Source organism: Flavobacterium beibuense (assembly GCF_004151245.1).
In the GTDB taxonomy this organism is placed as follows: domain Bacteria; phylum Bacteroidota; class Bacteroidia; order Flavobacteriales; family Flavobacteriaceae; genus Flavobacterium; species Flavobacterium beibuense_A.
The window spans coordinates 91,395-113,993 of sequence record NZ_JUIW01000003.1; the positions used below are offsets into that span (position 1 = coordinate 91,395).

Sequence of the window (22,599 nt, forward strand, 5' to 3'; positions counted from 1 at the left end):
CCAACGAATCACAATGTAAATTTAACCATGTTATAATACGCATACAATCCCAAGTAAATTTTACATCTAACAGGGAAGAAAAAACTGAAGTTAAGTGAGGTTTTGAGGAGAATTACATTAATATATATTCTAGCATTCGTTTACAAATACGATTTTCTGACATATGTCACAGCTTGGAAATATCAAATGTTAAAAAATTCATATATTTATCAACCAAATTAAATAAAATCAACTAATTCATTAATGCTTACTATTCATCTATTGCCAGCCTTATATGGTGACACAATCTTAATAGATATCGGCCAAACGCAAAATTCCACTAATAAGAATATACTTATTGATTGCGGCTTTAGCTATCGCGACAGATTATTACCATTATTAAGAGATTACAAAACAAGCGGTAAAATAATAGATCGTTTTATAATTACCCATTATGACGACGACCATATTAGGAATGCTTCAAAATTCCTTGAAGAAAATGGTTTAGCTTCCTCCCCAAATATAATTGAAGTATCGCAAGTCTGGCTAAATGCTTTTCGGCACCTCCAGTTTCAAAAAGTGGAACTTCAGAAAGCCGACAAAAAAGAGTTAGAAGTACTAAAAAATTTTATTACAACAAACAATCCGGATATAGATCCAGAAGGAGGTGAAATTGGAGCAAGGCAGGCATCCCTGCTTGGTAAACAAATTCTTGCGGGAAAATATTCTTGGAACGAGGATTTCAATGGCAAGGCAGCATGTATAGAAAACAATCCAAAAGTAAACATTAGTGATAATATTTCTATCGAATTATTAGGCCCCGATAAACTGCAACTTGAAGTTTTGGAAGACGAATTCAAATCAGCTTTGAACGACTTTGGTATAGAGTATTCAGAAAATGAGCTTGTTGATGATGCCTTTGAATTATACAGCAGGTACAGTTCTTGCCAAATATTGCAAGATCAATCTGGAGAAATAAGTGGCGATTCAATAGTACCAGTAACGGCTGAACTAATTAGGTATATAGCTGATCATCATGTGTATAACCGCGATAGAGCACCAGGCAATGGCAGTTCTATTTCTTTTATTTTAAATGCAAACGGTAAAAAAATACTAATGCTTGCAGATGCGCATGCTGAACCTATAATGGAAAGGCTGAAAGAATTACATCCAGGTAAACAGCAAATTTATTTTGATGCAGTGAAAATCAGCCACCACGGAAGTGCTAACAATAATCCAAAAGAGTTATTTGATCTTATAGATAGCCCACTATATTTTATTTCAACAAATGGCAAGCATCCGTCGCACGTTCATCCTGATATCCAGACCGTTTCGTTTATCGTTAATAGGCCTATAAGATGTTTCAAAGGGAAACGTAGGTTAATTTTTAATTATTACCCCCAGCACTTGTCCGGACTTTTTGAAGAAGATCTTCAAGTTGAATTTAATTATACTGCTGAGGTTTCTACAAAAATTGAACTGCCATGATAGACACAACAAACCTTGCTGATTGTACATGGAAAGTAATCAATCCTGGGGGTCAACCAAAGGGCACTGCTTTTTTTGTAAGTGATACGTTATTATTGACTTCGTTACATGTGGTAAGTTTATATTTATCCGCCACTTTCACTATTCAGGATCGTAGCGGCAAGATATTGAATGCGACCGTAAAAGATCATTGCCAAAAAAATGATTTGGCCATAATTGAAGTATTGAGCTACGCATCTGACAAATATGTACCTCTCCGTTCTGAAGAGCCTGTTAACGGTGCAAACTCTGCTGCATTTGGTTTTCCTGCCACTGTGGAAGGTTTGAAGGTTGGAAAAAAAATTGAAACAACAATATCAAATATTATAACGGTTGAGCATCCACATGATATTGTTCTCGACGTTAACGGTGGAATATTAACTACTTATAGCGGATTCTCCGGAGCTGGTGTGATAAACGCACAACATGAAGTTACCTCTATTTTAAGATTTCAAGATGTTAATTCCGTCGGCGCTGTGAGCGTAAAAAAGGCAGAGGAATTTATTTCGAGAAATGGTATTACGATTATATCGGACGAACTCGATGACTTTTCCCATTATCTCAAAGCTGCTTTTGAACATACCCCCGATGATTTTAAAACGATAGGCTCTGCGTCAGCAGCCCTTGTCGCACAAAGAACCTCGCCACAGCAAATTGCTGAAGCACTTAAAGGTAAATTGATAATTCCAACCCGAGCAGGTAGTTTAAAAGAAATTATTGCATACCTGAAAAGTCAAACAACGCTTAGCAGCGAGTTGTGGCGTACTTGGTTAGAACTTTTGAGTTATGTTCAACTTTTAAAAGGTAGTTATACAAATATTAATGCAATTTCGATTTCCCTGCCTAATGCAGAAGTTTCAAAAATGATTCCCGGAGTTGAAACTAAAATTCAACACGATATAGAGTTAACACTACAGTTTTTCTTTGCAGAAGGGAAAGATTATTTTTCGATAGCAAAAAAATATCTGACCGAAAAAAAAATTGAAGATTCCTTGCGAGAAAATCATTGTCACCTTTTCCATTCTCATAATCCACTGTTTGGAAACGTTTACCTTACAAGCGATGCCAAGAAAAATATTATTCATGATATTTCTAGCCCAACAGGCAGCGGGCTTCTTATACCCGATAACATTAATATTGGCGTCCTGAGTTTTGCTCAATTAACTTCCCACGTAGCGGCAAGTACTACCCTACAGGAGGCAACTACCAACTTAATTAAAATTTTTACTGATGCAATTAAATAAGTCTGACGAAATTATAAAGAAATTATCCCAATATGATGAGTTTTTTCAAACGTCGGGTACAGAATTGTGGCAAGCACCTTCGGCGAATATTAATTTAAATCTGTTTTCTAAAATATATGAGAAAAATGAAGATTTGAAGAACAACTATATTGAATTACGCGACCACGTTGCTGTTAGTTTCCAAGGCAGAATGCTTGATAAGTCAGTGGAAAGATGGAATCTTTATCTGCTTTATCTTGTGAGGGAGGAAGTCCCTGAGGAACTTAAACAACAAATTATTCAGGATAAGTTTTCCAGCAGAAAAATGGTATACAACATTGGTCAGGATGAAGTTTCAAAAGACTATATTGAAAAACTGGTTGCAAAGACGCTTATTGATATTGAAATACCGCAACGCGATACCACAACTGACAAACTTTATGAGCTGATTAAACTGAATCACCCACGGGTTGAAAATGCTATTTCACAAATAGGCATGATGAACAATAGAGATAACTTGCCAACACTTATTAATTTGCTAAGCCATGACTAAGATAAAGAAAATTAAGATAGACGATTTCCGTATCTATAACGGAAGCCAGGAGTTTAGTTTTGAAACAGGAAAGGAGTTGGCTAATCTTATGGTGATTTATGCCCCCAATGGATATGGGAAAACTTCCTTTTTTGATGCTGTTGAATGGTGTTATACGAGTAAAATCAGAAGGTTTGAATCATTGGTGTTATCAAGTGAGATTAAAGGCAAGGATTTTTCCAGCGGCGACAAAATTCTCTTGACAAACAGGACATCATTTAAAGATGGTCGACACGGGATGGTTGAAATTTGTACTTCTGAAGAAAAGATACTGAAACGTACATCTACTGAACGTAAAGGGGTAAATGTCGACTACAGGTATGACTATCTGACCAAGAGCGATCAGGAACTCGGGGAATTTGATCCTGATGTGCTTAATCGGCTTGTAAAAACAAACATTTTAACACAGGACCAAATTGATGAATTTCTTCGTCATACCAAGCCCGATGAAAGATTTGTTCAATTAAGCCAATTTTGGCCAGAAGGCCAAAATGCACTTTCCATACTTGAAAAGATAGACAGTTACTACCGTTCACTTGAAAATGAGAGAGCTGACATTAAGCGAAGAATAGGTGATTACCAAAAGGAACTAAAAAATCTTTTGAATGAAGGGAAAAATATAGATAAATTAAATAAGATTATCGAGGATCTAACAAATAATTCAAAAAGCGGATTTAATGTTCAACCTCTAAACGCAAATGTAAATCAAGAAACCTATGAGGTGATCCTCACTACAACCCAAACATTCGTTGAGCGATTGAAGATAATCATAGACGGAACCTCATTACAGATAACCAGGCTTAGTGAGTTGCACAAACAGCTGGACTCATTTCTACAGGCTGAAAAAGACTTCGATTCAGCCGAAAAAGAATTATCACAGCTGACGGAACTGTCAAGGGCTTATTCAGATTTTAATCTCTATAAAAAAACCTTGAAAGAAATCGAAAGCTCAGCTACATCAGCGAAATCCATTATAGAAAGTTATAATCGCCTTAGCGAATTATTTGATCATGTTAAAGGTATTTATGCTAGATCTGACGAGCAGTTAAAAATTATGGAAGCTACCAGATTAATAATTGACGACCTATATAAAAGACAGAAAAACTACAGGGTTAGCGACGCAAAATTTAACAGTATATTGCGAGAATGGCATGAAAATATAACCCTAAAGGAAAGTCAGATATCTATATGGGATTCTGAAGTTGAAAAATATAATTTTTGGAATGGTGAGAGATCGCGAATTGAAAAGATTCTTAAAGAGAAAAAAAACCTTTTGAAAGGTAATATACTAAAGATCGATGATAACCTTGCAAAACGCAGAGTTCTTAATGCGATTATAGAAAATGGAAAATTTGAAACTTTACCTGATGGTGTTCAGCAAAACATAAGCGAAGTACTGGACGCGCGTAGTGAAAAAATTGCCCTAATTGCATCAACAAAGGAAAGCATCATTAAATTTCAGGCTGAACTGGAGAATGCAAATTCATTAGCGGAGATTTTCGACAAAATTGTGACGTGGGGAGAGGATCTCGTATCTAGGACAGACGTAAATCATTGTCCTTTATGCGCCACTGACTTTAAAAATACTTCTACTTTGTTGGCTCAGATAAAAAAACAAAAAGCGGTAGAAAGTAGAGGTAAGAACCTAAAAACGGATCTTGATGATTTAATAGCAAAACAAAAAGACTACGATACTGAAATTGCAGATTTCAACAAACAAATTATCAACCATATAAAAGACCAAATTATTCTTCTTGAAGAAGACCTATTATCTTTGCAAGAGGAACGTGATGACTATACAAGCGAAATAAGTAACTTAGAAAGTTCTTTAGAGCATGCTAACAACTCCTCTACAAATAGTATTAATGCTCTCAATCTACAAAATCACATGGCTTTAGAAGGGGTAGTAACAGAGTTTAATCAAAACAAGTCGGACCTGGAGAAAAATTTAGCGGATATTAAATTAAAGTATCTTCGACTAGAGAACATACAGAAGTATATTCAGCACCGTATTTCAAGTATTGACAATGAGATAGGAATTTTACGTAATAAAATCTCAACTTCGCAAAATTTAATTGATATAGCTTTATCTGATAGACTTGTAATTGAAGCTGAAAAAATACTGAACCATGTTAGTCTTACTAAAGAAGATTTTTCGAAAGGCAATATTTCATCACATACTTTAATAAAACATGAAGAGCTTGATTCTATAGTTGCCAAAAAAGAAGAAATCACAGGTTTTATAGATCAATTGAATGTAAAACTAAAACAGTTTACAACACAAATCCCAGAAGAAGAAATAGAAGGTCTACGCATTCAAACTGAACAAGTGCTAATAGCTAATAATAGAAAGATCACCGAGTATAAAACCTCATTAGCAATGTTTTCAGATGATGCCCAGCCAACGGCTGATTTTTTCGTTGCGAAACTCATCGAGAAAAACGATGATCTGGAAGGAATAAAAAATGAACTGAAAGCACTGGAGAGTCTTGTCGTGGACTTAAAAGTCATTGAAAAAAATGTGCGTAAGAATCATTTGGAGGACGAGATTGAAAGGCTAGACAAAGAACTACCTTCAATTGATATCGCATTTGAAGAAGTAGAGAAAGCGCGAGCAGCCGCAAAGGGCTACATAAACAATGAGATTAACAATCATTTCAGTCAGGATGTTATAAACCAAATTTATTCCAGAATAGAACCCCATCCGAATCTAAATCATATCATGATCAATCCTAAGATTACCGATAAAGGAATGCCTGTAATTGATATCAAAGCCGTTAGTAATAATGAAGAATTACATCCGTCATTATATTTAAGTGCTGGACAGTTGAACGTACTGTCATTAAGCATTTTTTTAGCTAAAGCTTTCGAAAGCCGAAATGATGAAATTGAGACTATATTTATGGATGACCCCATACAGAACTTAAGCGATATAAATGTGCTTTCATTTATAGATTTAATACGGACAATGACCACTAAATACGATCGACAAATTGTAATATCCTCACATGACGAGAATTTTTTCAATCTCATTCGTAATAAGATGCCTACTGAAGAATACAATGTACGGTACTACCAAATAGAAAGCTTTGGGAAAGCCAAAATTTTAATTTAGTTAATGTATCCTATTATTGGAGTGAACTAATAAATATTTTAGATAATTACACTGTTTTTCATCTAATATTGAGATGTCCTACTAGTACGGGCAGAACCTGCCCCCGAGTTCCGAGGAAAGGGCGGCAAGAATGCGGTTGTGATACAACCGTTCATCTTGCCGATTGCACCTGAAATGGCAATCTCTTCAACGTCTGCCATCTTACCAACCTTTTTGAGTCTGTATTTTTAGCATCTCGAAAGTGCGTTGCCAATGCAATTGCGCAATGCTTTTTCGCTCCCTTCAGAGCTAAAAGGGCAAAATCCTGACTGAATAAGAAAGGTATTTGCCAGGGTGTCAGATAAACTTTATGCAGGTCCTAATAAAGTAAATAAATATACTGTAATCGTCTCTTGAAACATATTAAGTACAAGCTGAACCCAGGTAAATATTGACTGGGAAAAATCCGATTGGCTATCCTAAATTTGTATAAGCGTAATACTAATTTAAAACCGTAAACGTATGCTGACAACAAATGAAGTAGCCCAGGTGTTCGATACGATATTGAGCAGTCCGGGAATGAATGAAGCGGTGAGGATTGATCTTAGAATCTCCCGAAAAAATGTATTATTACTGAACCATATCATCGAGCGTGGTCTCTCCCTTAAGGGAGATGAAGGGAGCTTAAATCTCTTTGCCGCAGCATCGGGTGATACCCTGGAAGAATTAAAGACGCTTGCCAGTGATTGCCTTCAAAAGGCGGGCCTTGTGGAACTCAGTGAAAAGCTGGCGCAACTGAGCAGTGCCGGTAAAAAGTAATCCTCTTCAATCGGAATAGCCTGACAGCCATTCCGATTTTTTTTGCACTTTTTTTTAAAATTTCTGCATCGTTTTAAAATGCGATCTATAACAGAACCGAACTAACTTGGCCTAGTGAATTTTTGGTTGTCTAACTTTATCATAACCTTACATGAAACTACGCCCACAACTAAATAACAGCCTGATCCAGATAGCCTCTTATCTCTATGTGCTCTTATTCGTTTATGCTTCTGTAAGCAAGATACTTGATTTCGAAAACTTTCAGGTACAGCTTGGCCAGTCTCCGTTGCTCAGCGCTTTCGCGGGATTTCTAGCTTATGCGGTGGTAGTGGGGGAGCTCGGCATCTCATGCCTTCTGGTAATTCCAGAGCTCAGGATGTCGGGGCTGTACCTCTCTGTTGCACTGATGGCCATGTTCACTACTTACATCATAATTATCCTGAATTTCAGTTCCTTTATCCCCTGCTCGTGCGGCGGTGTCCTGGAACATCTGGGTTGGAGGGAACACCTTATTTTCAATCTCGTCTTTATTGTTTTTGGGGTTGTTGCAATTGTGCTTTCAGGCATAGATAAAACTAAAACGGTTTTGTTGATCTGCACGCTGGTTGCCGCACCGTCAATTATAGGATTGTTGTATCTAAGGTCCGAAGAAATCATGAGCCAGGAGAATCCCTTTATACGAAGATTCCAGATGTTTGCATTATCGGAAAGGCAAAGCACCGACCTTGAAAATTCTTCATTTTATTTTGCGGGCAGCGATGACGGTCAGATCTACCTGGGCAACCACTCCGCGCCATTACACATCATCGCCTTTGATCCTGGACTAAAGGAGAAAAAGCATTACACTATTACTTTAGATAACGACAAATATCCATTTCGCTCGGCGGAGATCCGAATTGCCGCGCCTTATTTCTATCTCTATGACGGCCTGATACCGATAGTGTATAAGGGAAGGATAGGGGAGTGGAAAGCAGAGACTGTCTACCAGGGAAATCATTATTTTACAAAGGGTATCGCCGTGGATTCCCTGCGGTTTGCCATAAGGGGACAAAAGCCACAGACCGGCGAACATATATTAGGGAAATTAGGAGTGGGCGATACACCTAACATTACTTATGCTCCTGATCTACTGGAAAAGCAAATCGATGGGATTTTTGATACCGATGGTACATTTTGCTACAGCGAAGGGCTCAAAAGATTTGTCTATACCTATCATTATCGCAATCAGTTTATCGTAAGCGATAAGGATCTTTCGTTGCTCTACAGAGGCCACACCATTGACACCACTACAAAAGCCCGGCTGAAAGTCGTACACCTGAAAAAATCAGGGGATACTAAGCTCGCTGCCCCTCCCTATATGGTAAACAGGAATACAACTTTATACAATAATCTGCTGTTTGTCAATTCCGAGCTCATAGGAAGGTTTGAGGAGCGCAGCGTCCGGGAATACGCCAAGGTAATTGACGTGTATGATATCCTTAGCAACCAATATAAATTCAGCTTCTATCTTTATGGTAACGACAAGTATAAACCTAAAGAATTCATAGCTACAAAACACGGCTTCTACAGCATTATCAATCAGGAATTGAATCACTATAACTATGGCAAACCCACACTTAAAAGCATGGTAAACAATACTAAATAAGCTATCGGCCGAGTGCAGGGGCAAGACCGAAAACCTGTAAAAAGAGTAGGTCACCAACTTTAAATTTAATAAATTATGAAAACAATCATCAAAGCTATGGTGCTGCCTGTCGCAGCGTTCGCCCTGGCAAGCGCGGGAGCGGTAAGCACCAGCGATTCAACAGTAAGCAAAACGGCAAAACCGCTAATAACAGCTTACATCCATGACCCGCTTGAAAGCAGCTGTAAGGCTGTTAGCGTAAACTGTAATACCATCTCGGGACCAACCTGTACCTACAGCGTTGGAGGGAATACCTGGACTGCATACAGGAGACTCTCAGATCAATCACCATGTACGCTTCCATTATTTATGGATCAGCCATAAAGTGTTGCACTTATTAAAAAAGAATGCAGTCCTTTTAGGGACTGCATTCGTGCGTAAAAACTTATCTCAGACCTTTGGCAATCCATTGGTGAGTCCTGTCATCTTTTAGAAAATAAGCGAACCATTCCCGAATGCGGACAGTAAGGTCTTCCTGCATCAATTTGTTCCTTATCACATGGCTCTCTTTAGGATAGGCCAGGAATATATTCTGTTTGTTGAGGCGCCTAAGGGCGATATGCATAGCAATGCTTTGGCTTATCTTAACGGTCGAATCATCCTTGCCTGACCATAACAGCAGGGGTGTCCGGATAGCAGCAGCATGAACGATCGGAGAGTTGTCCGCATAAGCCTGATGGTCTTCAAAAAAGGATTTGCCCATCCGGTATTGCTGGTTCTCGAAACGCCATGCCTCAGGTTCTCCGATATCTTCCCCAATACTGAAATACGTCCCTGTCACATCGCTGACCCCGGCACCACTGACTGCTGCTGCAAATATGTCGCTCTTCGTTACGGTGATGTTGGTTTCATACCCTCCAAATGAGTGTCCTATCAGCCCAATCTTTGTCCGGTCAATACTTCCTGTTTCAAGAGCGGCAGCTACTGCGGCGGAAATGCAGTCTGTTGCCGATTCGCCGGGGCTGCCGATGGTATAATTTATGTCCGGCATAAGCACAAAGTAGCCATCCAGGGTATAGTTGGCAGTATTGAAACCATCTTCATTATGCATCGACGGATTCTTATACTGATGTAGCCTTTGAGAGAGTGATTCGTAGATAAAGACAATCATGGGATACTTGGTTCCCTGCATATACCCTGCCGGATAGAACAGGGCCGCGTTCAATTTATTTCCTTTGCCATCGGAGTAACGGACAAGTTCGGACCGTCCCCATTCGTATTGCTTTTGATGTGCATTAGAATAGTGTATTATCTTTCTCTCATTGGTTTTAGCGGATATAAAAACCAGACGGGGTGCAGCCTCAAAGGATTGCTCCCTGAAAATAAGGTTCCCCCCACAATCGCCGCTTATCTGGTCATTCCATGTGTTTTCGGAACAAAGGTTTACAAGAGCAGCATCTTTTTTCCACAGGCAATATCGCCTTGTGGCCTTTGCGTTATCATATGCAACAAGGACCATCCTGTTAGTGTTAACAGCTTTGCCGGTCAGGTTAAGTTCTAACCGAAAAACCATATTGTGTTCCCTGCCATTGGTAATCCTGTGTGCCTTTCCACTATGTACATTGATAAACCAGATATCGAATTTGTCATAGAGCAATAGCCCGTTACCATCTTCAGACCATCCGGCAACACCGTAAGGTATGACCGGTGGGATGTGGTTTTCTCCCCCGGTGTCCCATTTCGTATCGATGCCCAAAGTCAGATTTCGATGTACCTGCTTTGCAGGATCATAAAGGTGCCAGTCCTCTCCCGTGTAATAGGCCAGCAGATCCGAGACCGGTGACAGGCTGATCATTGAGGGATCTGAAGACTGTTTTTCCAGCATGACTGTTTGGCTTTTGTCTTTTATAGAAATGATATGATAGTCTTTTTCAGGATAAAATTTATAATTGACGGGATAGGAATTTGAACCTGTTGCGATGGCGTAGTTTTCCCTGCCTGTCAGCCCTACCTGCGTCATCCCTTTAGTGGTAATCCTGTTTACCATTCCAAGGTTCGGGTACCAGACATAACGGACTGCATTATTTTGGAAACCTTCAATCCACTTTGCCGTCGGATATAGAAGCGGTGTATTGCTATACCATATCTCAGGGCTGTCGCTCACAGGACCTCCGGCAATGTCCCTGTTGCTCCGCCCATCCGCTGAAAAGAAAACCTTATCCCCATCGCTGGATAGTACCAACCCACCTTCGATGTCAATCCTTCTCCCTGCTGGCTGGAGCTTATCACCAATATTGCATTCCTTCAGATTATTTTGACTGCGATTATAACAGCAGATTTTAGAGAACACAGCTTCACTTTTAGCTACGCTTTTCACAAAAGCCACTGACGATCCATCCTTCTGCCATGCCAATGAAGTGTACCTATATGCTCCCGATGCAATTTCCATGGCAGACAAGGTATCCAGATCAACAACCCATACTTCAAAGTGCGGACCCTTTTTCACGATGTAGGCCATCGCATTCTTATCCGGGCTGATACTGTATTCGACCACATCAGTAATCTCGCGCAGCACCACTCCTTTACGATCCCTTATGAACATCGTAGCCGGGCTTCCCGAAGTGGCAGAGGAGGTCACGATATACCTTTTGTTGTTGACGGCATCAAGCCATTGTACCCCATTGAGCCTTATTCTTCTCGAATCCGAAAGCGATATGATCTCATAGCAGAAAGGAGATTGGCGATAGGCAAAATGGGAATCGCCTATAAATCTGCCCTCTGTGCCATTGGGAAGCAGGAATTTTTTTGCCTTGCTGCTGTTCGTTACAAAAAGGGTATCGGCGTTCTCGTAAACCATCCTGAAGCTGACCCAGTCCGCCTGTTCGGCGACATCTACAGTATGCAGTGTGCCCCATTTGCCATAATCTTTCTCCGTAACCTTTTTTTTAGTGCCTCCCTGCCCAAAACAGGGCAGGGACAGCACATTAAAAAGAAGCAAAAAACTAACTGCAAAATAAATCGAAGCCCCTTTATCGGTATTGTTTTTCTTGCTCTTATTCATCGCAATAGTATTAGTAACCCGGATTTTGCGGATTCAGGTTAGGATTGGCGAGAAGTTCCTGTCCGGGAAGCGGCCAAAGCCTGTCGTTGGTATCCCAACCCGGTTTCGTGAGCGATAGCACTGCGTCCAGCATTCCAAAACGCCTGAGATCCATAAAGCGGTGCCCGAATTCGGTAAATAGTTCCCATTGGCGCTCTTTCAGAATAGCCGTCAATACATCCTGCTGAGAAATTGCGGTTGTACCGGCCAGTCCGGCCCTGGCACGTATGATATCCAAGTCCTCCTTTGCACCGATAAGATCGCCCTGCCTGGCACGTGCCTCGGCCCTGATCAGGTACTGTTCTCCCAGACGCAATACAATGGAATATTCCGTTGAACTACCCACAACGGCCCTCATCCTGTACTTAAAAGGGTGATACCATACAGAACTGCCGTCAGTTATCTCCCGTATCCAATGCTGCCTCCTGAGGTCCCCTGTCTCGAAGGCGTTAACAAAACTTTCCTTCAGTGCTACTACGGGAGGCGGGCCCTGATTAAAAATGAAAAGATTTCCTTCATTGGTATTGTTTCCTTCTGCTGCAGGACTGAATTGCCAAATCGTTCCCGGATTTTCCTTCAAAAATGCCATATCCGGATCATTTTCGAGTACATAGGAGGGATCATTGATGATCGCCGAGGCGCTGTCAGCGGCTTCACCCCACCGTCCATTGTACAGGTATACCCTTGCCAGCAGGGCAGTAGCCGTCGCCTTAAGCGGGCGTACCCTCTCCCATGAGAAATCCTCCTGCGGCAATAATTCGTGCGCCTGGTTCAGATCATTAATTATTGATTGATATACCTCTGCCGTAGGCAGTTTCGATACCCTGCTGTTAGCCAGGTAGTCGGTCCCGGTCACATAAGGAATGTCCCCGTAAAGGTTTACAAGATAAAAGTGCATCAGAGCCCTTATAAACAAGGCTTCACCAAGGAAATGATCCTTATCCCCGGAAGCCAAAGCAGATTTCGGAATACCCTCAGCAACGGCATTGGCCGCGTAAATGATATTGTAACTGCTGTTCCAGAGATCCCTTACAGGTGTGGCCTCCGCATAGAGGGAATTCGTATAAAAATTATTGGCTCCGATATCCTGATAAAAATCGAGTTCATCGGCATATAGGCCGAGGCTGCAGGAGATCCCACCTATTTGGCCCGTCATCAGTCCTGAATCGCGCATTTTGCCGTAGATGCCAACGATCACCGCATTTGCCGTTGTTTTATCATCAAAAACTACATCGCCTGTAAGTTGTGAGTTGGGCGGATCCACCTGAACGAAATCATCACAGGACACCAGCGTGATACCCGCAATAAGAATCCACAGGGTCAAGGAAACAGTCCCGGCTATCCGTGCGGTCCTGTTTGTGCTTATCAAATAGTTTGTCTTCATAAGTTAGCTTTTTAAAATGTTAATTGCGCACCGAGGGAGTAAATTTTCAAAGGAGGGAGGTAACCGGCATATTTGAATTCGGGATCGCCTCCCTCATAAGGGGTGAAAGTCAACAGGTTCTGTCCCTGGAAGAAGAGCCTGCATCGGATGCCTCCAAGAGCCTCTGATGGCAGATTATAGCTCAATGCTATATTTTTAAGGCGGATGTAAGACCCGTCAACGATAACGGCGTCGCTTGCCGCATACTGATAATACCCAGCTACAGCCGCGCTGTTGGCACCGGTAGTAGTTATCTGCTGTGGACCTTTGTCCCCTGACTGCTGCCAAAAGACCTGACCCGAAGGCTGATTGTAGGGCAGGCCGGCGGCGGAACTCGGGATATAGTCATAGTTCTTCTGTTTGGTGAACTGGAACAGGAAGTCAAGCTTCCAGTTCTTATAGCTCAACTGGTTTTGGAAACCCCCAAAGAATTTAGGGGTAAGGTCAGCGATAACCTGCTTATCATTGGCAGCGGTAATCGCCCCGTCACCGTCAAAGTCCTGTACCTGATACACCCCGGTCTGCTCATTCAGTCCGGTATAATGGTACAGGCGTGCTATATTGAGGGATTGGCCAATGATATAGGTATTGGCATAAGGAGAGGATTCAAGCCCCGGAAATTCGATCAGTTTGTTTCGTGCTATCGTCAGGTTCAGGCTGGATGTCCAGTTGAAATCCTTAGTTTCAACATTGGTTGTACCTAAAGTGAATTCAAATCCCGTATTCTGCACTGTAGCGGCAAGGTTGGCATTCACCGAAGCGAATCCTGTGGTACCCGGTAAAGGAATACCTACCAGTTGGTTGGAAGAGCGGTTGCGGTAATGGGCTACCGAGAGACTGACCCTGTTTTTCAAAAAGCCCATCTCTAGGCCCATTTCCAGCTTCTTGTTCACTTCCCAGCTAAAGTCAGGATTGTAAAGGCGTTGCGGTGTAAGCCCGATCACACCCTGATACGCTATCCCTGAAGAAGCATAAGAGTTCAGGAACTGGTAATCGCCGATCTGGTCATTTCCGGTGGTACCATAACTGGCACGCAGTTTCCCAAAGCTGAGCACTTTGCTCCCGTTTAGAAAGGCTTCGTTAGAGAACAGCCATGCCATACCTACAGCACCAAAGCTGGCAAACTGTTTGCCGGGGCCAAAGCGGCTTGAACCGTCCCTTCTCCCAGTTAGATTAATAATATAACGGTCCTGCCAGTTGTAGTTCAGCCTCCCGAAGAATGCCTGATAGCGATACACGGCCTCATCATTGGCTGTAGTAAATACGGCACCGGCAGAGGCAAGGTCATAAATGAGGCTGTTGCTGGAGAATCCGTATCCTATCTGGTAGAGCCTTTTCGATTGCTGCTGTTGGGCCGTTGCCCCTGCAAGCACATCCAATACGCCGCCTGCCATATCCTTTTTCCAATGCAGCTGCGGCTCGGCAATCCATGACTTGCGGCTCGTCAGGTTAGTAAGCAATAAAGACTCGCTGCTGCCTATCCCGTAGGCCGGATTATACATGGTAGAGGGCATAATACGCTCCTCGTTGTTGCTCAGGTCCGTAAACCCAAGATTCAGCTTGACCTCAAAGTCCCTGAAAAGCTCGTAGCTCATGAGCGTATTGGCCAAGAGGTCGTTGGTCTTGATAGATGCCTTACTCTCCAGAGCCGCCAACGGATTCTCGAAAGTACCATCCTCCCAGTTGAGGCTTCCGTCCTCGTTATATAGTTTGGGTGCATTAGGCGCAAGCTTACGGGAAATAGCCGTAAGGTCTGTAGAAGGCAGGTTGTTGTCCTGACTGGTATAGTTGGCTGTAACCGCAAGCCTGAACTTATTATCCTGCGAGCGGTGATTCATGTTGAAATGCGCCGCACCCTTATCGTACCTGAAATCCCCCGGTGTTACCGTAGTCTCACTGCGGTAGGTTCCGCTAAGCAGGTACTGGGTATTTTCCGATCCTCCCGACAAAGATAACTGCGCTGAGGTTATATGGGCTGTCCCACCGATAAGCTCTTTCTGCCAGTCGGTATTCCTGTTTTGATCCCACGTACCGTTGATGTCATAAGCAAAATCAGGATAGGTGTCGATGCCATCATTGGCGAAAGCCTGACGACGCATCTCCAGATATTCAGGCGTCTGCATCAGGTCAATCATTTTTGTTACCTTACCAATAGCGGTAGAGGCAAGGACATTCACCGATGTCTTCCCAATCTTTCCCTTTTTGGTTGTGATCAATACCACACCATTAGCACCCCGCGAACCATAGATGGACGTAGCATCAGCATCCTTTAGCACTTCAATACTTTCGATATCCGAAGGATTGATGCTGTTAAGGGGAGAGGTAAAGCTGGCAGTCGATGTTGAGGTATCGGGCGATCCGATGGTTTCGGAGGAGTAGGGTACCCCATCGATGACATAGAGCGGCTGGTTGCCATCCCTGCGAAGGCTGTTTATACCACGGATCTTTATCTGGAAACTGCCTCCAGGGGAGCCTCCATCCTGTATGATATCCACACCCGCCATACGTCCCTGCATGGTCGCAAGCACATTGGTCACCGGCTGATCCCCTATATCCTTGGAAGTAATCCGAGAAATGCTTCCGGTACGCTGCTTGTCTTTCACCGTATAATATCCCGTATTGATCACCACCTCTTCAAGGCCAGAGCTCTCAGGTTCCATCACGACATTTATCGCACCTGAGGATACCGTTTTTTCTACCCGCTTAAAGCCAATAAAGGAAAAGATAAGGGTGTCGCCAGCCGAAGCTGCGATGGTATAATTTCCGTTCGTATCGGAGTTCACGGCTATGTTCTTGCCTTTTACGGCAATTATAACACCCGGCAGCGGCCCAGAGGCATCTGTAACGGTACCGTGTACCTGCTGCTGGAAAAAATAGGTACCTGTGGAAGCCAAAACAGTGTTGGCTCGGGCAGGGCACCATAGAAACAGCCCTAAAATAATGGCATAGAAGCCCTTATCTATTGAAATTATTTTCATAATTTTGAATAGTTAAATGAAACAACATTTTGTTTAATCATGCCTTCTGCTGGCACCGCCAAGTAACAGCAGAGGGATTTTTTGTGTCTGTAGGTTAGTCTCTCATGGGCATGGGTAGGTTTTATCGGTTAATGATTAGTTATTTGCGTTTTGTAGTGGAATTGAACCAAAGTCTGCTTTGGAGATTCCGGGTACGGATGCATGCCGGCCCACAAGGAATGAACCGGTAGAGGAAGAAACAAATTGCTGTCTTACATGCATCCATCAGAGCTTAAAAACCATGAGATACTTGTACAGAAACGGAGCTAAGAGATAAGAGGAGTTATACCAGAGTACAAAAGAAAGATGACGTGGGTTTAAACTCAGCTTATTGCCCTCTGGTACTGGTATACCTGCACGCGAATAAGTGAGCCCACGCCACCATAAGAGGCGTGAGCATTTACACTTATCATCCCACGTGCTAAAATTACCAGTTTTGAGGGCGGGACTCAAAGCAAATGCTTCATATATTTTTATAGAAGTATCGCAAATATATATTATTATGACAAATATACGAAATTAATCTGACGCGGATATCTATCCGCATTTTTTTAACAAATTAGATAGTAATTTGTTTCTATGGATAATTTTAATAAAGCAATATGCTCATATATCACAAAGAATTGGATTGCAACAGCAAAATCCAAGCGTGCTTTTGCTTTAGATCATGGAATTGATGATAAAACTGTCCGCAGAATTGCTGATGATGCCGACGATTATAAGATTACCTTAGAGTCTCTAAACAAAATTTGCGAAGCTAGAAACATTAAACTTTCTGAATTTTTTAAGCTAGTCGGTTTATAATAGTAAAAGATGCTGCGAGGCATCTTTTTTTATGAAAGATCGATATTGAAGAAGTTGTAACTTTTCCCATTTTCTTATATTTACTTTATATATATTGCCAACCAACTTTAAATTATGATTGATTTTAGTGAATTGCCAGACGATGGAATTAAATTTGAACAACTGATTAGGGAAATTCTAATTCGAGAGGGATATGATACACATTGGACCGGTATTGGACCTGATGGTGGTAGAGATTTGATTATAACAGAAGTTTTAAACGGACCTTTGTCAAAAACAACAAAAAAATGGGTTGTAAGTTGCAAACATTATGCTAATTCAGGAAGATCTGTTGGGCGTGAAGAGCTAGGCAGTCCAGTGGAAGACTGTCTCTCAATAAAGGCTGACGGATATATCTTAGTAACTAGTACTCAGCCTTCAGCACCAACAGTAACAAGATTAGAAGAAATAGGAAATAATAATAATATTACAACCTTATTTTGGGATTCAATTGAAATTGAAAAGAAATTACTAAACCCTAATACATTTTCGTTAATTCATACATTTTTTCCTGTTAGCTGTAAACAATATCAATGGCAGATATATAATGCCAATTCACCATCATTTTGGGCGGCTAACTATAAACAATACTTTCTTTATATGAGTTCTAGAGATGCTAATGCATACCCAAATCTTAAAGGAATTGAAACTATTGTTTCCCTCATTGAGCGTGTAGAAATATATAAAGGAGATGAGTATCACTCACACGACCTTCGTGTAAGAGCTGTGTACTATGATGACAAACATTGTGTACATACAGTATTTATGGATTATTTGTATGATAGAAGAAGTGAAGAACATATTGTTTCCCCTGACAAAATTTACCATCAACTTACAAGTAAATTTACGACTGAAGATCATAAGTATGTAAATCAACCTGACTGGGATTTGAACTATGTAGAAGCTTCTTTTACAAGTGATCATTTTCATCCCGATCATAAAGATTACTATCTTCCTTTCTTAAGAAATTTTGAAACCGGGAGTTTTAGGGGAAAATCTCTGAGTGATATGGCCTATTATATTAGAAAATACAAGAGGTAGAATTTATAATGGCGAGAGAAAGAAAAGATACCCGATTGCAGTCAGAAGGCGCGGAATTTTTGGTGCTTGGGAACTTGCTTATTGAAGGAATATCAGCATATAAAGCTTACCATAATTTTAAAGGTTATGATCTAATTGCCGTGAATGCTGAAAATAATACGTCAGCTCGAATCCAAGTTAAGAGTCGTTTCAAAACGGGTTGGGAAGGATTTATAATTAATAACTTTGATTGTGATTTTGTTGTATTAGTTTCATTAAACAGAGGTTTTGACAAACCTAAAAAAAATGGCGAGACAGGTATAATGGCACCAACGTGTTATGTGTTTCCTGTTGAATATATAAAAATTGCTGCAGAAGATAGAAGCGGCTGGGGAAAAATTTCGAAATCGAAGTTGAAAGACTATCAAGATTTCCAAGATAAATGGGATCTAATTCAAGAATTTTTAAGTTTGAAATAGGGAGGACGTAACTTCACGAAAATACCTTCGGTGCTTACAAGTGCATCATAGTTCAATGCATATGATTTAAAGTATTTATAAAATGAGAGATAATTTTCCTCCGAATGTTATAGAAGTTTTGAAAAAAAGAGCAGCCTTCATCTGCTCAAATCCTGAATGCAAATGCATGACGATTGCTCCTTCGATTGAGGATGAACTTAAAGTTCAATATATTGGAGTAGCTGCACATATTACAGCTGCTTCGATTGGTGGACCACGCTATAATAAAGAATTAACACAAGAGGAAAGACAAGCAATTTCCAATGCAATATTTTTGTGTAATAATTGCTCGACCATGATTGACAAAAACAATGGATTAGATTATACAGATGAACAGCTATATGACTGGAAAGCCCAACATGAAAGGTGGGTACGCAGTAGTTTAAATAAGTCGTTAACTCGTGAATCTCCCGTTTATACAGCTACTAGTGCAAATCAATCTGGAGGAATCACTGCCAATATTGTCAACTTGCATAATATTAATCAAACTGATCCAAAAATAGAACATGATAAGCGTATATTCTATGAAGCAGATAAAATTTTCAATGAAGATGACCTGAACAAAGTAATGGATAGTATGCTTACTGATGAATCTATTTGGAGTCAAGATCAAGATAAATTAGAAAATTTAAAATCTTTCTATGAAAAATCGTCAAATGATTTTCTTAATGATTCAATTGAACTCTCAAAAAATGATTTAGTTTCATCTTTAAAAAGTTTACTTATTTTTCTAGGTAGAGAATTTGACATGTATCCCTATAATCAACCAATGACTAATGGATATAGAGCATGTTTGAGACCAACTTTGAACGTAGATAGACTTGGGGTCGGTGGAGACGAAGAACACAAAGAACATGTTGCTCTTTTCAAAGCTTTAAAAGAAGTTTCAGAAAAATTTGAGGATGATTACAAGCAATATCGTAAGCTTATTAAATCTAATCTATACATCTGATCTTTTAAGAACTACCTCCAAATAATTGTAAAAGGTATTTATATACTATGGAAAGTAATAGTGATTCAATTTATGAAGTTCTTGTAAAACTCTTGGGAATAAAATTTAAAGCTCAATATAATAATAGTAACATTATATTTGAAAGATTTCTCCAGATTAAAGATATGACAACTGATCAAATTCATTTTGCACTGATTTTAGACTCTCAGAAGTTTATTAAGTTTAGAAATAGAAATGAATTTATAGAAAACTTTATTGTTTATCTGGAAGCAGAGTTGAAAGAATTAGATAATCAATTTGAAGAATTACAAAAAAATGCAAGAGAAGAACGCTGGGTTGACGAAAATGCTCTTTTCTTGCAACACGAAGAGATAGGTTACAATGGAAAAAAGCTCAATTCTATGATTAAAAAGTTTAAAAGCTTACAAAAACAAGTTTAATATTTACATTAGTAAATATTTCTTACTCGTTTCGAGAACAATAGAGCAGACATTGATGAAATAGACTAAGATATTAAATGGCAGTAAAAAACAAAACAACCACCACAGAAGTAAATGTCACTGACTTTATAAACTCGTTTGTAGATAAACAGGAGAAGAAAGATGATAGTTTCCGGCTTATTGAACTAATGCAGGAATGGTCAGGTTTCGAGCCGAAAATGTGGGGTCCCACAATCATAGGCTTCGGCAGTTATCATTATAAGTATGCCAGCGGTCATGAGGGAGATGCACCAATACTTGGTTTTTCTCCCCGTAAAGCTGAATTTTCACTTTATGTCTACACTCCAAGCGATGAGAACCAAATACTGCTAGAGAGCCTAGGAAAATATAAGATGACTAAAGCTTGTATTTATTTCAAGAAACTATCAGACATTAATCTCGACGTATTGGAAAAACTATGTAAGTCAACAATCAAATACATAAGCGAAAATAATAAATGTGGGACGTAATAATCTTTAATAAATGAATATACTAAAAGAGCAGACGTACATTATTGAAGCAGAATGCTGGAATTGTAACAATCAGCTTAATGTTGCTGTTGGCAAAAGTGACTTGAAAAAAATTATTGGAGGTTATTACGGGACTGAAAGATTTTCAGATACAGAAAGGGAACTTGCAGAAGCTCATAACATGGTAATTGAGAAGTATCATTCCGGAACGATGGGGCAATCATACGATGCCGATACTTGTACGTACTGCAATAATTTTGTAAGACAACATGATTTACTTACAGAGTATCTCCTGCCCGCTACTTATGGCGATTATGAATATAAAGTAATTGATTTATAGTATGTCAAAATTTAGTGAAGAAATTATAGCCATTGTAGCAACTTTTTTAGGATCGATTTTTTTACCAAAACATCTAATCACACTAATAAGAGAGGTCATTAAATTTATGTTTTTTTCCGTATTTCGGAAATGGTATATTTTAATTATCCTTTCAATAGCAATTATCTATTTTAACTATCTGAGCGGAAAGGTGCTGGGAGATTTTTATTCTGTTGAGTTTTCCGTCTATTTGTTTCTAACAAATGTGATTGTAATTTTTATTATCACATTGTTTCAAAAATTGTATAGAAACTACAAGCCAATCAATATTGCTTTCTATGGTTGTTTTACGATAAAAGAAAATGAATATCTTACTATTGATATAGATGCAGAGAATTTGAATGAAAGAATTGAAAAGACAATTGAAAACATTTCAGCATCATTTCACACCTATAAAAAGCATTTCATAAAGCCAATAAACATTGATTTACCAAAATTCATTCCTATTGCATTAGGCCCCAGGAAACTGAATAGGTATATAAAAAACAGAGTCAATGCAGGAAAGCATCTTGCATCAATCCATTTTACAAGAAATATAAATGATCAAAATCTTTCTATAGTTGTAAATTATAATAAAAACTCTTTAGTTCAGACTAAAGCTCTCGACAACTTGGAAAAGCTTATAAACGACTTAGCTTTAGATAAAGCTGTTCATTCTACTAAACTAATTGAAATCAGCATAAAAATTTATATGTTGTATTTTGGGCAATCAATAATGGATATGTTTATTGATTTTAAAAAGTTCACCGATGTCCATTATATGATTGATGATATGGAAAAGCTACTCAAAGGTATTGGAAATGATATAGCCGATATCCCTGATAAACATAAGTCCCAAATCAATTTATTTATAAGTTTTTGGAGTAGCTATATTGAGAGATACAGATCAATTATTTTATTGGAACAAGGGCAGACACTTGCAGCATTTCAGCATATAATGAAATCAATAAAATACAATCCATTTTACCCGTACGAAGATTACGAATCTTTGAAACAGGATTATACAAAAAGATATGCGATTGAGGTTATATCAAAAATGCCCGAATTTTATGATGATACTGAGGCCGATATTGCCAGAATAGAAGAAAATTTCTCTATTATGGGTAATTTGGTTGAACAAATAGAACATCCTTTTGCAACATACAATTATGAGATAATTAAGGAAATACTTAGGAGAGATTCTTCTCAAAAAATGATAGATTATCTGGAGGATAGTTTTTCGCAGTTGGATAAGGATAATCCTTTTATATTATTGTCAATGTCTGAAGTAATCAGATACGCGAAGAAAGGCACTGAGAAAATCAATGAGATATATGCTGAGAGGGTAGACGAGGCTATTGATCTTCTTAAGAAAGTTATCGAAATTGACAATGACTTTGCTATTATTCACTCGAAAATCGGTACTGTAATATGGATGAAAGGTATACATTACGAAAATGAAGAAATTACAAATGAAGGGATAGAAGAAATGCGGAAAGGAATGCATTACATTTCTCAAGTGGGGCTTGGAGGTTATAAGGATAATGACCGTTCCTAGTTT

18 protein-coding genes and 1 pseudogene are annotated in these 22,599 nt (G+C 39.6%); 16 read left to right on the forward strand and 3 right to left on the reverse strand.

Annotated features, from left to right (window positions below; genetic code table 11):
• Positions 1-243 precede the first annotated feature (243 nt).
• From NU09_RS04395 to NU09_RS04425, 8 genes and pseudogenes are all read left to right on the forward strand, one after another.
• Positions 244-1,467 (forward strand): MBL fold metallo-hydrolase, encoded by a 1,224-nt coding sequence (locus NU09_RS04395; protein ID WP_129750048.1) that lies wholly within the window; start codon positions 244-246, stop codon positions 1,465-1,467.
• Positions 1,464-2,750: a serine protease gene (locus NU09_RS04400; RefSeq protein ID WP_129750049.1), complete on the forward strand. Its 1,287-nt coding sequence runs from the start codon at positions 1,464-1,466 to the stop codon at positions 2,748-2,750. Before NU09_RS04395 ends, NU09_RS04400 begins: the two co-directional genes overlap by 4 nt.
• On the forward strand, positions 2,737-3,282 hold the full coding sequence (locus tag NU09_RS04405; RefSeq protein ID WP_317125760.1) for an ABC-three component system middle component 1: 546 nt from the start codon (positions 2,737-2,739) through the stop codon (positions 3,280-3,282). Before NU09_RS04400 ends, NU09_RS04405 begins: the two co-directional genes overlap by 14 nt.
• Positions 3,275-6,436, forward strand: coding sequence for an AAA family ATPase (locus NU09_RS04410; protein ID WP_129750051.1), 3,162 nt, complete (start codon positions 3,275-3,277; stop codon positions 6,434-6,436). Before NU09_RS04405 ends, NU09_RS04410 begins: the two co-directional genes overlap by 8 nt.
• Positions 6,437-6,937: 501 nt before the next feature.
• Positions 6,938-7,234: a hypothetical protein gene (locus NU09_RS04415; RefSeq protein ID WP_129750052.1), complete on the forward strand. Its 297-nt coding sequence runs from the start codon at positions 6,938-6,940 to the stop codon at positions 7,232-7,234.
• A gap of 151 nt (positions 7,235-7,385) precedes the next feature.
• Positions 7,386-7,730, forward strand: a pseudogene (locus NU09_RS17280) (MauE/DoxX family redox-associated membrane protein); the annotation flags it as partial.
• A gap of 135 nt (positions 7,731-7,865) precedes the next feature.
• A complete protein-coding gene (locus NU09_RS04420) occupies positions 7,866-8,879 on the forward strand; it encodes a hypothetical protein (protein ID WP_129750053.1) in 1,014 nt (337 codons plus the stop codon).
• A 75-nt stretch (positions 8,880-8,954) separates the two neighbouring features.
• Entirely contained in the window at positions 8,955-9,242 is a 288-nt protein-coding gene (locus NU09_RS04425; RefSeq protein WP_129750054.1) for a DUF6520 family protein, read from the forward strand.
• 61 nt (positions 9,243-9,303) lie between these two features.
• Here the strand turns inward: NU09_RS04425 and NU09_RS04430 are convergent, their stop codons facing one another.
• The 3 genes from NU09_RS04430 to NU09_RS04440 are packed head-to-tail and all read right to left on the reverse strand — an operon-like array spanning position 9,304 to position 16,359.
• Positions 9,304-11,919, reverse strand: a complete 2,616-nt coding sequence (locus tag NU09_RS04430) for a S9 family peptidase (RefSeq protein WP_129750055.1) — start codon at positions 11,917-11,919, stop codon at positions 9,304-9,306.
• Between the two features lie 10 nt (positions 11,920-11,929).
• Positions 11,930-13,342: a RagB/SusD family nutrient uptake outer membrane protein gene (locus NU09_RS04435; protein WP_129750056.1), complete on the reverse strand. Its 1,413-nt coding sequence runs from the start codon at positions 13,340-13,342 to the stop codon at positions 11,930-11,932.
• 11 nt (positions 13,343-13,353) lie between these two features.
• Complete coding sequence (locus tag NU09_RS04440) at positions 13,354-16,359, reverse strand: SusC/RagA family TonB-linked outer membrane protein (protein WP_129750057.1); 3,006 nt, start codon at positions 16,357-16,359, stop codon at positions 13,354-13,356.
• Positions 16,360-16,977: 618 nt separating this feature from the next.
• Between NU09_RS04440 and NU09_RS04445 the strand changes: the two genes are divergently transcribed.
• From NU09_RS04445 to NU09_RS04480, 8 genes are all read left to right on the forward strand, one after another.
• Positions 16,978-17,202 carry a transcriptional regulator gene (locus tag NU09_RS04445; protein WP_129750058.1) on the forward strand — a complete coding sequence of 75 codons (225 nt, stop codon included), beginning with the start codon at positions 16,978-16,980 and terminating at the stop codon, positions 17,200-17,202.
• Positions 17,203-17,316: 114 nt separating this feature from the next.
• Positions 17,317-18,282: a restriction endonuclease gene (locus NU09_RS04450; protein ID WP_129750059.1), complete on the forward strand. Its 966-nt coding sequence runs from the start codon at positions 17,317-17,319 to the stop codon at positions 18,280-18,282.
• Positions 18,283-18,290: 8 nt separating this feature from the next.
• Positions 18,291-18,740 carry a hypothetical protein gene (locus tag NU09_RS04455; protein WP_129750060.1) on the forward strand — a complete coding sequence of 150 codons (450 nt, stop codon included), beginning with the start codon at positions 18,291-18,293 and terminating at the stop codon, positions 18,738-18,740.
• Positions 18,741-18,822: 82 nt separating this feature from the next.
• Positions 18,823-19,731 carry a hypothetical protein gene (locus tag NU09_RS04460; protein WP_129750061.1) on the forward strand — a complete coding sequence of 303 codons (909 nt, stop codon included), beginning with the start codon at positions 18,823-18,825 and terminating at the stop codon, positions 19,729-19,731.
• Positions 19,732-19,778: 47 nt separating this feature from the next.
• Positions 19,779-20,171 carry a hypothetical protein gene (locus NU09_RS04465; protein ID WP_129750062.1) on the forward strand — a complete coding sequence of 131 codons (393 nt, stop codon included), beginning with the start codon at positions 19,779-19,781 and terminating at the stop codon, positions 20,169-20,171.
• A gap of 77 nt (positions 20,172-20,248) precedes the next feature.
• Entirely contained in the window at positions 20,249-20,680 is a 432-nt protein-coding gene (locus tag NU09_RS04470; protein WP_129750063.1) for a DUF1801 domain-containing protein, read from the forward strand.
• A 13-nt stretch (positions 20,681-20,693) separates the two neighbouring features.
• Positions 20,694-21,020, forward strand: coding sequence for a hypothetical protein (locus tag NU09_RS04475; protein ID WP_129750064.1), 327 nt, complete (start codon positions 20,694-20,696; stop codon positions 21,018-21,020).
• A gap of 1 nt (position 21,021) precedes the next feature.
• A complete protein-coding gene (locus NU09_RS04480) occupies positions 21,022-22,596 on the forward strand; it encodes a hypothetical protein (protein WP_129750065.1) in 1,575 nt (524 codons plus the stop codon).
• Positions 22,597-22,599 lie beyond the last annotated feature (3 nt).